Annotated in this window: 16 protein-coding genes; 6 read left to right on the plus strand and 10 right to left on the minus strand. The window is 58.0% G+C overall.

Features of this window, described 5'->3' with window-relative positions; all coding sequences use genetic code 11:
- The first annotated feature begins 11 nt into the window (after positions 1–11).
- From GOV88_RS03805 to GOV88_RS03820, 4 genes are all read left to right on the plus strand, one after another.
- Positions 12–890: a F0F1 ATP synthase subunit gamma gene (locus GOV88_RS03805; protein ID WP_171120204.1), complete on the plus strand. Its 879-nt coding sequence runs from the start codon at positions 12–14 to the stop codon at positions 888–890.
- A 20-nt stretch (positions 891–910) separates the two neighbouring features.
- Positions 911–2,335 carry a F0F1 ATP synthase subunit beta gene (gene atpD, locus GOV88_RS03810; RefSeq protein WP_171120206.1) on the plus strand — a complete coding sequence of 475 codons (1,425 nt, stop codon included), beginning with the start codon at positions 911–913 and terminating at the stop codon, positions 2,333–2,335.
- 12 nt (positions 2,336–2,347) lie between these two features.
- A complete protein-coding gene (locus GOV88_RS03815) occupies positions 2,348–2,758 on the plus strand; it encodes a F0F1 ATP synthase subunit epsilon (RefSeq protein ID WP_171239588.1) in 411 nt (136 codons plus the stop codon).
- A 127-nt stretch (positions 2,759–2,885) separates the two neighbouring features.
- The gene (locus GOV88_RS03820; RefSeq protein WP_171239589.1) at positions 2,886–3,236 is read left to right on the plus strand and encodes an H-type lectin domain-containing protein; all 351 of its coding nucleotides are present in this window, start codon (positions 2,886–2,888) and stop codon (positions 3,234–3,236) included.
- Between the two features lie 27 nt (positions 3,237–3,263).
- On the opposite strand, the gene rpiB is transcribed toward GOV88_RS03820, so the two are convergent.
- Both rpiB and GOV88_RS03830 read right to left on the minus strand, forming a co-directional pair.
- Positions 3,264–3,713, minus strand: coding sequence for a ribose 5-phosphate isomerase B (gene rpiB, locus GOV88_RS03825; protein WP_171239590.1), 450 nt, complete (start codon positions 3,711–3,713; stop codon positions 3,264–3,266).
- A 58-nt stretch (positions 3,714–3,771) separates the two neighbouring features.
- A complete protein-coding gene (locus tag GOV88_RS03830) occupies positions 3,772–4,791 on the minus strand; it encodes a ribose-phosphate pyrophosphokinase (RefSeq protein ID WP_171120214.1) in 1,020 nt (339 codons plus the stop codon).
- A gap of 108 nt (positions 4,792–4,899) precedes the next feature.
- Between GOV88_RS03830 and GOV88_RS03835 the strand changes: the two genes are divergently transcribed.
- Both GOV88_RS03835 and GOV88_RS03840 read left to right on the plus strand, forming a co-directional pair.
- Entirely contained in the window at positions 4,900–5,502 is a 603-nt protein-coding gene (locus tag GOV88_RS03835) for a 2-hydroxychromene-2-carboxylate isomerase (RefSeq protein WP_171212195.1), read from the plus strand.
- A complete protein-coding gene (locus GOV88_RS03840; RefSeq protein WP_171239591.1) occupies positions 5,499–6,320 on the plus strand; it encodes an alpha/beta fold hydrolase in 822 nt (273 codons plus the stop codon). Before GOV88_RS03835 ends, GOV88_RS03840 begins: the two co-directional genes overlap by 4 nt.
- Positions 6,321–6,343: 23 nt before the next feature.
- Here GOV88_RS03840 and GOV88_RS03845 read toward each other — a convergent pair whose 3' ends face one another.
- From GOV88_RS03845 to GOV88_RS03880, 8 genes are all read right to left on the minus strand, one after another.
- Positions 6,344–7,378, minus strand: coding sequence for a low specificity L-threonine aldolase (locus GOV88_RS03845; RefSeq protein ID WP_171120219.1), 1,035 nt, complete (start codon positions 7,376–7,378; stop codon positions 6,344–6,346).
- A complete protein-coding gene (locus tag GOV88_RS03850) occupies positions 7,378–7,851 on the minus strand; it encodes a YcgN family cysteine cluster protein (RefSeq protein WP_171120221.1) in 474 nt (157 codons plus the stop codon). Before GOV88_RS03850 ends, GOV88_RS03845 begins: the two co-directional genes overlap by 1 nt.
- On the minus strand, positions 7,848–8,780 hold the full coding sequence (locus GOV88_RS03855; RefSeq protein ID WP_171239592.1) for a bifunctional riboflavin kinase/FAD synthetase: 933 nt from the start codon (positions 8,778–8,780) through the stop codon (positions 7,848–7,850). Before GOV88_RS03855 ends, GOV88_RS03850 begins: the two co-directional genes overlap by 4 nt.
- A 47-nt stretch (positions 8,781–8,827) precedes the next feature.
- Positions 8,828–9,271 (minus strand): MaoC family dehydratase, encoded by a 444-nt coding sequence (locus GOV88_RS03860; RefSeq protein WP_171239593.1) that lies wholly within the window; start codon positions 9,269–9,271, stop codon positions 8,828–8,830.
- Positions 9,272–9,371: 100 nt separating this feature from the next.
- Positions 9,372–10,247, minus strand: a complete 876-nt coding sequence (locus GOV88_RS03865; RefSeq protein WP_171239594.1) for an HAD family hydrolase — start codon at positions 10,245–10,247, stop codon at positions 9,372–9,374.
- A 105-nt stretch (positions 10,248–10,352) separates the two neighbouring features.
- On the minus strand, positions 10,353–11,429 hold the full coding sequence (locus GOV88_RS03870; RefSeq protein ID WP_171239595.1) for a DUF389 domain-containing protein: 1,077 nt from the start codon (positions 11,427–11,429) through the stop codon (positions 10,353–10,355).
- 131 nt (positions 11,430–11,560) lie between these two features.
- Positions 11,561–12,481, minus strand: a complete 921-nt coding sequence (locus tag GOV88_RS03875; protein WP_171239596.1) for a manganese-dependent inorganic pyrophosphatase — start codon at positions 12,479–12,481, stop codon at positions 11,561–11,563.
- 100 nt (positions 12,482–12,581) lie between these two features.
- The gene (locus GOV88_RS03880) at positions 12,582–13,562 is read right to left on the minus strand and encodes a TraB/GumN family protein (RefSeq protein ID WP_171120231.1); all 981 of its coding nucleotides are present in this window, start codon (positions 13,560–13,562) and stop codon (positions 12,582–12,584) included.
- Positions 13,563–13,669 lie beyond the last annotated feature (107 nt).

Below are 13,669 nucleotides of genomic sequence, written 5' to 3' on the forward strand. Positions count from 1 at the left end.
GGGGGGTTCCGATGCCTAGTCTGAAGGACCTTAAAAACAGGATCGAGTCGGTCAAATCGACCCGCAAGATCACCAAGGCCATGCAGATGGTCGCGGCAGCAAAACTGCGCCGCGCCCAGGAATCTGCCGAAGCCTCGCGTCCCTATGCCGAGCGGTTCAATGCCGTGATGGCGGGGCTGGCAGCTTCGGTCGGGGGCAGCGACAGCGCCCCCAAGCTGCTCCGTGGTACGGGCAGTGATGATGTGCATCTGCTGGTTGTGATGACAGCTGAACGCGGCCTTTGCGGCGGCTTCAACTCGAACATCGCCAAGCTGGCCCGCCAAAAGGCGGAAGAGCTGCGCGGCAAGGGCAAGACGGTCAAGGTTCTGACCGTCGGCAAGAAAGGCCGCGACGCGCTCAAGCGCGATTTGGGCGATCTGTTCGTTGGACATGTCGACCTGAGCGAGGTCAAGCGCATTGGGTACACCAACGCGCAGGACATCGCGAAGGACATTCTGTCTCGCTTTGACGGGGCTGAGTTCGATGTTGCCACGATCTTCTACTCGAAGTTCGTCAACGTCGTGACCCAGATCCCGACGGCACAGCAAATCATTCCTGCTTCGTTTGAGGACGACGCAGCGGGTGACGACAGCGGTGCCATTTTCGATTACGAGCCCAGCGAAGAAGCCATTCTGGCCGACCTGTTGCCCAAGGGGGTTGCGACCGCAATCTTCTCGGCTCTGCTCGAAAACGGAGCATCTGAACAGGGTGCACGGATGTCCGCGATGGACAACGCGACTCGCAACGCGGGTGAGATGATCGACAAGCTGACGATCCAGTTCAACCGCTCGCGTCAGGCCGTGATCACCAACGAGCTGATTGAAATTATTTCCGGCGCCGAAGCGCTGTAGAGACATACCGGAGACGAAACATGGCGAATGCAAAAGGCAAAGTCACACAGATCATCGGGGCCGTCGTCGACGTGCACTTCGAAGATCAGCTGCCTGAAATTCTGAACGCGCTGGAAACCACCAACAACGGCAAGCGCCTGGTGTTGGAAGTTGCTCAGCACCTGGGTGAAAACACCGTCCGCACCATCGCGATGGACGCGACCGAAGGTCTGGTCCGTGGCGAGGTTGTGACCGACACCGGCGCACCGATCTCGGTTCCGGTTGGCAACGCCACCCTGGGCCGCATCCTGAACGTGGTCGGCGAGCCGATCGACGAAAAAGGCGACGTTGTTGCGTCGGAAACCCGCGCAATCCACCAGCCCGCGCCTGAGTTCGCGGAGCAGTCGACCGAGTCGGAAATCCTGGTGACCGGCATCAAGGTTGTTGACCTGCTGGCCCCCTACGCCAAAGGCGGTAAAATCGGCCTGTTCGGCGGCGCCGGCGTTGGTAAAACCGTTCTGATCATGGAGCTGATCAACAACATCGCAAAAGTGCACTCGGGCTTCTCGGTGTTCGCGGGTGTCGGTGAACGGACCCGTGAAGGGAACGACCTGTACCACGAGATGATCGAATCGAACGTCATCAAGCCCGACAACCTGTCGGAATCGCAGGTGGCCCTGGTTTACGGTCAGATGAACGAACCTCCGGGAGCGCGTGCGCGTGTTGCTCTGACTGGTCTGACCCTGGCCGAGCAGTTCCGCGACCAGTCCGGTACCGACGTTCTGTTCTTCGTCGACAACATCTTCCGCTTCACGCAGGCGGGTTCCGAGGTTTCGGCTCTGCTGGGTCGTATTCCTTCGGCTGTGGGCTACCAGCCGACACTGGCCACTGACATGGGCGCCCTGCAGGAACGCATCACCTCGACTAAGTCGGGCTCGATCACCTCGGTGCAGGCGATCTACGTGCCTGCGGACGACCTTACCGACCCCGCGCCGGCAACCTCGTTTGCCCACTTGGACGCAACAACCGTTCTTAACCGTGCGATCTCGGAAAAGGGTATCTACCCGGCTGTTGACCCGCTCGACTCGTCCTCGCGTCTGCTGGACCCCGCGATTGTGGGTGAAGAGCACTACGCGGTTGCGACCGACGTTCAGCAGATCCTCCAGCGCTACAAGTCGCTGCAGGACATCATCGCCATCCTCGGCATGGACGAACTGTCGGAAGAAGACAAACTGACCGTGGCCCGTGCCCGTAAGATTGAACGCTTCCTGTCGCAGCCGTTCGACGTGGCCGAAGTCTTCACCGGTTCGCCGGGTGTTCAGGTCCCTCTGGATGTCACCATCTCTTCGTTCAAAGCCGTTGTGGCTGGCGAATACGATCACCTGCCCGAAGCGGCCTTCCTGATGGTCGGCGGCATCGACGAAGTGATCGCCAAAGCGGAAAAGATGGCCGCAGAAGCCGCCTAAGGAGTATCCCTGATGGCAAACACGATGCAATTCGACCTCGTCAGCCCCGAACGGAGCCTTGCTTCGCTTGAGGCCACCGCGGTCCAGCTACCCGGCGCGGACGGGGACATGACGGCGATGCCCGATCATGCCCCCACCATCACCACGCTGCGCCCCGGTCTGCTGAAGGTTGAGGCACCTGCCGGAGCCAGCGAATACCTGGTCACTGGCGGGTTTGCCCAGATCAACGGCGATGGCATGTCGGTTCTGGCAGAAAAGGCCATTCCGGTTGCGGAAGTGACTCGGTCGCACCTGGATGACCTGATCGCCGAGGCCCGTGCTTCGCACGAGGCTGCCAAGGCCGGTGAGGATCAGTCGATCGTTGACGATGCAGCCAAGCTGCTGGCTGACATGGAAGCACTTGGGACACATATGAGCCTGTAAGGTTCATATCATACCCGGATAGTAAGACGGCCCTGCAAAAGCGGGGCCGTTTTTTTGTCGTGATTTTGACAATGCCTCCGAATAAGCTGTCGGAATATTTGGTAAAGAACAAAAATCGAAGACATAAATGAAGGTTTTTCAAACACACCCGATTGGTATCGACCAAGGCGAAACAGTCTTGTTTTCTGACTTTTTGAACGGCGGGGATATGTGGACAGGCGAGGGCGCGCGGGAAAGGCGCTCGGCTGTTTCGTTCAGCCAGCCGTTCCGCTCTGTACCTGTCGTTCAGGTCAACATTTCGCTTTGGGATGTAGACACATCCGCGCCGTTGCGTGCAGAAGTCGTGGCCGAAGATGTCACGGCCACTGGATTCAATGCTGTGTTCCGTACTTGGTCAGACACGCGCATCGCCCGAATTCGCGTTAAATGGACTGCGATTGGTGAGGTGGCCCATGACGATGATTGGGATATCTCATAAGCCACTGATCAAGAGTTTTGGCCGTATTTACTCGTCCTGGTGTTCGATCATGTCCACGCGGGTAGCGTGGCGGCCGCCTTCGAATTCGGCGTTCAGAAAAGCGTCCACGATGTCCAGCGCCTGACCTTCGCCAACGACACGTGCGCCGATGGACAGCATATTGGCGTTATTGTGCTGACGGATCATCCGCGCCGAGAACGCATCGGAACAAACACCACAGCGGATGCCGGGCACCTTGTTGGCGGCCATCATGATCCCTTGACCGGTGCCGCACAAAATGATCCCAAGCGCACAATCGCCCGAGGCAACGGCCTGAGCGGCGGCCTTGCCATGCAGAGGATAGTGGGTGCTTTCCGGCGAGGTCGGGCCGATATCCATGACCTCCCAGCCTTGGGCGGAGATGTGGTCGCCTACCGCTTGGCGCAGTTCGATTGCGGCGTGGTCACTGGAAAGAACAATACGTTTGGGGGCTGTCACGGGAAGCTCCTGACTTGGTGGTCACGAAAAAGGGCGGCTGGTGGGCCGCCCGTTCAGATCAGTCCATATGGTACATGGATTCGTAGATCGGGGTCAGGGTCTTATCCTCGAACAGGGACGACACGCTTGTGCCATTCCAGATGTTCAGGATCGCCTGTGTAAAGATCGGCGCGGTCGGCACGATGCGGATGTTCTTGGCCTTGGCGACCTCTTTGGTGGGCTGGATCGTGTCTGTCAGCACCAGTGATTTCATCACCGAATTGGTAACGCGCTCGACTGCGGGGCCGCTCATGACGCCGTGTGTGATGTAGGAATGAACTTCTTTGGCGCCGTTATCCAGCAGCACCTGCGCCGCCTTACACAACGTTCCCGCCGTGTCGCACATATCGTCTACGATCAGGCAGATCTTGTCTTTTACGTCGCCGATCACCGTCATCTCGGCCACTTCACCAGCCTTCTCGCGGCGTTTATCCACGATCGACAGGGGTGCATTGATGCGCTTGGCCAGTTCTCGCGCGCGTGCAACGCCGCCTACGTCGGGTGAAACCACCATGATCTCGTCCAGATTGTCCTTGAACTGGTTTTTCACGTCCAGCGCAAAGATCGGCGAGGCATAAAGGTTGTCCACCGGAATATCAAAGAACCCCTGAATCTGCGCGGCGTGCAGATCCATGGTCAAAACGCGTTCGATCCCGGCACCGGTCAGCATATTGGCGACCAGCTTGGCGGAAATCGGCGTGCGGGCTTTGGTGCGGCGGTCTTGACGAGCGTAGCCGAAATAAGGGATCACGGCGGTGATCCGTTGCGCGGACGAACGGCGCAGCGCGTCGGCGATGATCAGCAGCTCCATCAAGTTGTCGTTTGCCGGGTTCGAGGTTGGCTGGACGATGAACATGTCCTCGCCCCGCACGTTTTCAAAAACTTCGACGAAAATCTCGCCGTCGTTGAACCGTTCGACGCGCGCATCGACCAAACCCTGATCGACGCCGCGATACAGGCTCATGCGTCGCGAGATGGTTTCGGCAAGAGGAAGGTTGGCGTTCCCAGCAATCAGCTTGGGTTCGTTGAGTGTCGGCATCGGCTGTTTTTCCCCGGGCAGCAATAGCAATGTGACAGATTCGTGATGTTGACACCGCTTATCATGGCCTTACCGTCTCGCAAAGATAACGCAGCGGAGAAAGTGAACATGGCCACCATTGACTACTATTTTGCGACACTCTCGCCCTTTACCTATCTGGCTGGAACCCGGTTGGAAGAGGTGGCGGCGAAACACGGCGCGACAATCAACTACAAACCGCTGGATATTATGGCCCTTTTCGGCCGCACGGGGGGAACACCCCCAAAGGATCGGCATATCTCGCGCATCGAGTACCGGGCGCAGGATCTGCAACGAACGGCTAAAAACCTGGGTATGGACTTCAACCTGCAACCCGCACATTGGCCAACCAACGCCGCGCCATCGTCCTATGCGGTAATCGCTGCAATCAAGGATGGATCAGGGGATATTGGAAAGCTGGTTCATTCCTTCGTTCGCGCGTGCTGGGCCGAGGAAAAAGACATCGCGCAGGATGATGTGATCCGCGATTGCCTGACGCAAGCCGGGTTTGATCCGGGGCTAGCCGACAGCGGCCTGCTGGTTGGGGCCGAGACCTATTCCGCGAATCTGGAAGAAGCCGTCGACCGCGGTGTGTTTGGTGCCCCGTTTTATATAACTGAAGACGGCCAACGGTTCTGGGGTCAGGATCGACTGGACGATCTGGATCGGCACCTGTCGGAGATGAAGGGGTGAAGGACGCAGAAAGCACGTCCCCAGTTTTCGTCAGAACACTTGGACAGGGCGCGCGCAAAGTGCTCGCCCTTCATTGCACAATCGCGCATTCTGGCGTGTGGGCCGGTCTGGCTTCAGCGCTGGGTGACCAGGCCACTTTGACCGCTCCGGACATGCTTTCGCATGGGTACAGCCCGGATTGGGACGGGCAGGGGGATTTCTTTGATCTCACGGCCGGTATCTCTGCCGATCTGTTGGCCGAGCCGATGGATGTAATTGGCCATTCCTTCGGTGCGATGGTCGCGCTGCGGCTTGCCCTGGAATACCCGGACCGCGTCCGCAGTGCCGTGTTGATAGAACCGGTTTTCTTTGCCGTGGCAGCGCAGGATGCGCCTGACGTTCTTGCACGCCACGATCAAGAGGCGCAGCCTTATGCCGATGCCTTGGCCGCTGGGGATATGCAGTTGGCCGCTCGTCTGTTCAACAGGATGTGGAGCGCGGATGTCAGCCCACGATGGACAGAAATGCAGGAAAAGACCCGCGCTGCGATGATACGGGGCGTGCCCGTTGTGCCTGCCGTGAAAGAGGCGGTGTTTGACGACCAAAAGGGCTTTTTGAAGCCTGGTGTTCTAGATCGTGCAACCGTGCCCATTTTGATTCTGAGTGGCACAAAATCGAACCCCGTCATGCCAGTGATCGGTAAGGGGTTACAGAACCGTCTGCCCAACGCGTCTTACGATGTCGTCGAAGGAGCCGGGCACATGCTGCCGATTTCCCATCCCGCAGCTACCGCAAAGCTTGTGCAGAATTTCTGGAAAACCACCGGGTCATCTGAATAAGCTGGCGTTTGCTCTGAGAGTTTTCAGAGCAAAGCGAGAAAGCGGTCGATATCATCCGAACTTATTGACCAGTCGCAAACGAGCCTGCAGGCGAGGGGTTCTTCCTCGTCTGCTCCATCAAGGTCCGCGCCCCACAGGTGATAGACCGCGCCAGCATCGTGCAACTGCCTGTGACGCGCGCGCGAAAACTCGGCGAAGATCATATTGGCTTGCGGTTCGTGCAGAAACGAGGCCCCTTTCGCGCGCAGCCCGTCCGCAAGCCGTGCGCAGTTGGCGTTGGCCTGGCGCGCCATTGTCAGCCACAGATCGTCCTGAAGGTAAGCCGCCATTTGCGCCGATAGGTAACGGTGCTTGGAAAACAGGTGCGCCCCGCGTTTGCGCCGTAGTTCAAATTCCCAAGCCTTTGTTTCGTCAAAGAATACAACGGCTTCAACGCCCATCAGGCCGTTTTTGGTGCCGCCAAAACTGACGACATCCACCCCTGATTTCCATGTCATCTCAGCTGGGGAACAGTTCAGCGCGACCAGAGCGTTGGTGAAGCGCGCGCCGTCAAGGTGCACGGGCAGGCCGTATTCTTTTGCCACGCCGCACAATGCCTGCAATTCACCCAACGAATACACCGACCCGCGCTCGGTCACTTGTGTGATGGACACCGGTCCACGTTGGGGGCCGTGTACGCCGCGGGTTTCCTCTGCCAGAATTGCGCCACGCAACGCATCGGGGTCCATCTTGTCGCTGCCCGGGACAAGCGTCAGTTTTGCGCCAGAGTAGAATTCGGGCGCGTTGCACTCATCTTCGTGGATATGCGCAACCGGAGAACAGAATACGGTATCCCAAGGGTTGGAAAGCGTTGCCAGTGCTAGCGAGTTCGCTGCTGTGCCGGTTGCCACCAGATAGACCGCCGCCCCCGGAGCTTCAAAGATGCCGCGAATACGATCGCGCACCTCGTTCATAAGCGTGTCGGCGCCATACGCCATCTGATAGCCTTCGTTGGCCGCGTTCAAGGCGGCCATGACCTGCGGGTGTACCGGCCCGGAATTGTCAGAGGCGAAATACATCAGCTAGGCTCCTCGATGATATAATCTTCCCACTCTTCCATGGGGGTTTCGAACTCGGACACCGTGCGCCCCTGAACCGAGATCCCGGCGGAATGTACGCTGTCGGGCGTACCAGATATCAAAGGGTGCCAGTCGTAAAGGGGCTTACCCTCCCACAGCAGCCGATAGGCACAAGTCTGGGGCAGCCAATAGGCATGGCTGTCGATATTGTCGGGCTTCATAACGATGCATTCCGGCACAAATTGGTGGCGGATGTCATATTGCGTGCAGCGGCAGGTCTCATCGTCCAGCAGGCGGCAGGCAACGCAGGTCAGGGCGACCTCGCCAGTATCTTCATCCTCTAGCTTGTTCAGGCAACACTTGCCGCAACCATCACACAGCGCCTCCCACTCGCGCTGGTTCATCTTGGTCAGCGGTTTGCGTTCCCAGAACCGGGTGGCCAGACCATTGCGGTCAATCGGGTCGGTGGTCATAGCGCCGCCAGCAGCGTGCGGGCCGTGTCGCAATCGGTATCCATCTGGGTGATCAGCCCTTCCAGTCCGTCAAAGGTCATCTCGGGGCGCAGGTATTCGACCAAGCCAACCGAGAGAGTGGCACCATAAAGATCGCCCGAGAAATCGAATAAGAATGTCTCGATATTCGGGACTTCGCCGTTGAACATCGGGCGCGTGCCCACCGAGGCCGCTCCGTGATAGCTGCCCTGATGCGGGCCATCCAGAACATCGACCAGCACGGCGTAAACCCCAAATTTCGGAGGATGCAGCCCCTCAATCGACATGTTGGCGGTGGGATAGCCCAGTTCACGCCCGCGCTGTTCGCCACCGATCACCTTGCCCTCAATCCGGTGCCAGTGGCCGAGCATCGTGGCGGCATCACGCGGTCTGCCTTCGGTCAACGCGGTGCGGATCGCGGTCGAGGACACGATGTTTTCGGACCGCTCCATTAACGGCGCGATTATCACACCAAACCCCATCTCATTTCCAAAACGCACCAGATCTTCTGCCGTCCCGCTTCGCCCCTTGCCGAAACAGAAATCCGACCCAACAACCACATGCGATAGCCCAAGCCCCTCACAAATCACCGAGCGCGCGAACTGCTCGGGCGTTAGCCCGGCCAGCGCAGCGTTGAAGGGGAGTTCGTACAATTTCTTCACGCCCAGTTTCTGCAACCGGTGCGCACGTGCATTGCCTCGCATCAGGCGAAAGGGCGGAGAATCCGGGGCGAAGTATTCGCGGGGATGCGGTTCAAATGTCATCACGCCAAGCGATGCATCTGGCGCGGCGTTCCGCGCCAGTTCAATAACCGACTGGTGACCGATGTGAACGCCGTCAAAATTGCCGATGGCTACGCTGGCGCCACGGTCTTGAGGCTCGACAAACTGAAAATCCCGGATGATGCGCATAGCGACTGCCTAACGGGACTACAGCCGGTGTTCAAGAGGTTGAGAGGTCAGTCGAACTTGCGCGACGGTGCCAAAACCATGGCTTCGCCAACAACCACCTTTTTGCCGTCAACCGCGCAGTGGCAATCTAGCTTTACCCGACGTTTGGCAAAGTCGATGTCGATCACTCTGACTTCGGCATAAACCATGTCGCCGGGACGGACGGGTGCAAGGAACTTCAGCGACTGCCCCATGTAAACGGTGCCATGGCCGGGCAATTGCTCACCAATCACGGCCGAGATCAACCCAGCAGTCAACATCCCGTGAGCTATGCGCCCTTCGAAAATCGTGTCGCGGGCGTAGTCGTCATCCAGATGCACCGGGTTCCGGTCGGTCGAAACCTGCGCGAACATCTCGATATCTTCGTCTGTCACCACTTTGCGCAGGTGACGGGTCATGCCCATTTCGATGTCTTCAATACAGATCGTGCCGCGTGGAAGATTGTCCAACATGTCGCCCTCACTCGATTCGATTGGGCAACAAAAAAACTAAAGTCGCCCATATTGGGCAACTTTATTACTTCGCAAGCGCAGAAAATCAAGCCCTTTCTGATCAGCGCAATCGGCCGATTGTGTAGGTTGGATTGATGTTTTCCCTTGTAATATAATCGGTTAGGGATTCATGGTGGGGATGGTGCGACGTTTTGGTTTCAGCGGCGGCCAGCCCGCCCGAGATGAACAGAGAATCAATCCCTTCGCCCATTCCGCCCAGAATGTCAGTATGTGGCCCGTCACCGATCACCAAAAGATCGCCATCAGGGAAGTCGTGACCCAGTTCTTGTAACCTGCGACGTGCCAGATCATAGATTGGCGGGTGCGGTTTGCCGAAATACAGGCTTTCGCCCCCCATATCCGTATAAAGCTTGGCCAAAGCGCCGGCGCACCATTCTCGTACCTCACCGCGATCAACAACGATGTCTGGGTTGGCGCAAAGCAGCTTCATGCCTTTTTGCTTGGCATAAAGAAATTCTGCGCGGTTCAAGGACGGGTCCGCCATTGGGTCGAATGGACCGCAACAGACGATCCCTTGGGCTTCGCTTAGGGGAACCCGCTCAATCTGGATGGGATGATGCAAAAGCTTCAGCGGCTCGAAAAAACCTGCATCCCGCTCCCATTCCCCCATAAAGTAAACTTTCTCACCGACAGCGCCCTGGAACATGGCTGAACGGGCAGAATCGCCGCTGCTGGCAATTGTGTCATAGGCGTCTTCGGGGACGTTGAACTGCACGAGTTGCTCTGCCACCCCCGCGCGGGGTTTAGGGGAGTTGGTGACCAAAACAACAACTCCACCCTTGGCGCGGTAGTCTTGCAAAGCCGCGACTGCCTCGGGGTAGGCGGTGATGCCGTTATGGACGCAGCCCCACAGGTCCACGAACAGGGCTTTGTATCGGTCAGAAATGTCAGAAAGTGTATGAATGATCTGGGTCATTTGATCGCCCCCGGGCACAGATATCGCATTTGCGTCAGCTATGGCAAAGCTGATGCGCTTTGACCATCCCGCAATGCAATTTCCTGACGTTTGTGTGGGTGCTTATCAGTTTTCTTCTGACAGCTTGTCCACGTCCGGGGCCTGCTGGACATTCTCGGTCCCCAGGATGAGTTGCGCACCAATTCTGTTCTGGAACCTTACGACAATCAGGTAGCCAGGGCCCAGCTCATCCTCCAATACGTCCACTAGCGGAGTTTCTCGTAGGCCGTCAGGCAGTAGCCCCGCGATCGAGGACACCTTGAAGGCTGCTTCGATGGGCAGGTCGACGATCAGCCACAGGTCTGCGTGTTTGCGCTTGGCGCTGACGTCGATGCGGATGATCTCGACCGAAACCGGGTCAGCCCAATCGCGGATCGCCTGAGCGACGCGAGCCTCGGTTCTGGTTTCAAGGTACCGGTTGTACGTGGATTTCCCCAATTGCAGGACCACGACAGCCAGAAACGCAAGGGTAACGAAAACGCTGGCTGTAAAGCTGAGTTTGCGTTTGCCCTTGCTAAACATCACCGACCGCGCAGCATAGACTATATAGACAGCGCAGGCGGACAGGATAATTGCCCCAAGGTTCGTCGCAAACAGCAACCCGGCTTCATAGGCGTCAGCGGGTTCGCCGAAATACAACAATACACCCGAAGCCGATAGCGGTGGCACAAGCGACACACCAATCGCGGCACCGGGCAGCAAGCTGGCCTCTGACCTGTTGATCTGCACATATGCTGCCGCCACGCCGGCGGCCAGCGCGACGATCAGGTCTTCGGTGCCCGGGTCAGTGCGCGCCAGCACCTGATCGGGGATCAATATGCCCCGAGGTACGTCCGCGACGTAGACCAGGAACCATGCCAGCAGAACGCTCAGGAACGCTGCGGTACAGACGGTCAAGGCCAGAAACAGCGCCCGCTTTAGCCACCCCATGACCATGGCTGCGGCGATTCCGAGGATCGGCGTCATCAGGGGGGCAACCAGCATTGCAGCGATTACAACTGCGCCGGAATTGCGCAGCATACCCATTGTGGCGATGATCACCGACAAGGTCAGCAGCATGGCAAAGCGCCGCCAATAAGCAGCTTGGTCCTTGCCTTCAAACCGCAGGATATCCCGCGTCGTGCTATAGCTGAGCATGCTCATGTGATTGGTTTGGCCCGTGTTCCCAAGTTATCTTGGAACAGATTACCAACGGAAACGGAAGTCGCAAATCTTTAGGCGCAAACAATAAAGGCGCCCTGAGGGGGCGCCTTTTCAATCGCAGGGTTGGCAGATCAGACCTTAAGGTTCGGGATGATCTGTTTTTTGCGGCTCATGATGCCGGGCAGAACGACCGCATCGCCATCGACGCTTGCGCCAAAGCTTTTCTCGGCGACGGATTTGACCAGATCGTTGGGGACCAGCAGGGTGGCCTCTTCGTTCAGGATGTCGACCACGAATAGCAGAACCTGATCGACGCCGTCTTCCTTGGCAACATCAACCATCGACGCGGCCAGGCTGTCTTTACGATCCAGCACAACGCCCGGAGCGGTGGTTTCCAGAACCGAGACGCGGAACTTGGTGCCGTCTACCTCATATTCCTTGCTGTCCATGCGGATCAGTTCAGCGTCCGAGAACGAAGACACGTCCGACTTCGCTGCGAACATGTCAGCGGCATAGGCCGAAACGTCCAGACCCAGCTCAGCCGCCAGTTTCTCGGCCACGGCGCGGTCATGCGCGGTGGTGGTGGGCGAGCGGAACTCCAACGTATCCGACAAGATGCAGGTCAGCGCCGCGCCTTTTACGGCGTCGGGTATTTTGGCAGCGTCGTCACCCATCAGGTCAACCATGATGGTCGCGGTGCAGGCCAGCGGGCGCACGGTGATGTCGATGGGGCCTTTGGTTTCCAGACCACCGACCAGCTTGTGGTGGTCGATGATGGCGCGGATATCGGCGCTGTTGACGCTGGCGGGCAGCTCGGCAGGGTTGTTGGTGTCAACGATGACAACAGGCGCGTCTGCGTCCACGTCCGCGATGATGCGCGGCTTGGGCAGGTCCCAGCGTTGCAGCATAAAGGCGGCCTCGGTGTTGGGTTCGCCCAGCAGAACGGGCTCGGCCTGTTCGCCTTTCACTTCGTTCAGGTACCACGACCACAGGATCGGAGAGCCGGTGGAATCGGTGTCGGGGGATTTGTGTCCAAATACGAGGGTTGTCATGTCAGGATCCTGAGGATGGTCATTTTGCGCGCCTTATAGGGCGGTCCTGCGGGCTTGTCACCCGCCCTCGCGTAAACTGCGACGAAGGGTGATCTTTGCCTCAGAATGCGGCACGTTCCAGTGTGTATCCGGCCTGCTCAAGTTGGTTAAGCAAGCCGTGCTCTCCACCCAGATGACCAGCACCGACTGCGATCACGGCCATCTGATCCTGAATCCCCAAAATATGCTGCATCCAGTTGTTGTTGCGTTCGACCAGAAGCTGCTGTTCGAAACCGCCCCATTCCTCGTCAAAGATTTCTTCTGAAAGACCCGAAGATTCGAGCCCCTGAAGGCGGGCGAACTGGATGATCTCGCCGTGTTTTTCTTCCAGATAGGCATTCAGCATGGTGGCCAACTGGTCCTCGCTGCTTTCAAACGCGTCCGCCATGCGCACCAAAGATTGCACTTGCTGTTCCATGGGGAATTCATCGAACATCGCCATCAGGTCTTCGATGCGTTCAAGCGAGAGCTGCGGGATGTTATGCTCGGCTGCCAGATCTGTCAGGCGTGCATCCATCCCGTGATTGGCTTCCGGGTCTTGAATCATGCAAGGTGGGATGCCAAGGGTCATGCTCAGGAACCATGGGCGCATTTTCGCACCCATCCAGCCGGGAATGCCGCGATCGGCCAGCCCCTTGGATAGCGCGGCCCAGTCTTCTTCTGACACCATGTCGATCAAAGTGGGTCCTGACGTGATCAGAACCGGGCTGAGGTCCTGCGCCAGTTGCTTTTCGAAGGCGTCCATTTCGGATTTTGTCACCTCGAAATAGAACGCGTCGGCTTGGCTGAGCGTCGGGGCCAGTCTTTCAACCACAGCATCCATACGCGGATCGTTGGTGTGCACAGTACCAATCAGGTGCAGAACCGTGTCACCCTTTGTGGCCGTCCAGTGATTGCCTTCGGGAAATGGGAAATCTTTCAAGGCCTGCTGCAGTTCCTCTTGCATCTCAGCCGAAATATCGGGCCTTAGATCCCGCCCTTCGCAGGCGGCATGAACCGCCAGCGGCAAAAGCGAAAAGAGGAAGACAAAAAGAAATCGCATCGGCACCATCCCGTTAAACCAAGTACTTATATGTGTCGCGACCTTGCCCTGCTCAAGGTGTCGGTTCAAGCGACTTGGATGCGGGTAAGGCTGATCTGTGTCTGGCA

The sequence above is a fragment of the Ruegeria sp. HKCCA5491 genome (assembly GCF_013034565.1).
Taxonomy (GTDB): Bacteria; Pseudomonadota; Alphaproteobacteria; order Rhodobacterales; family Rhodobacteraceae; genus Ruegeria.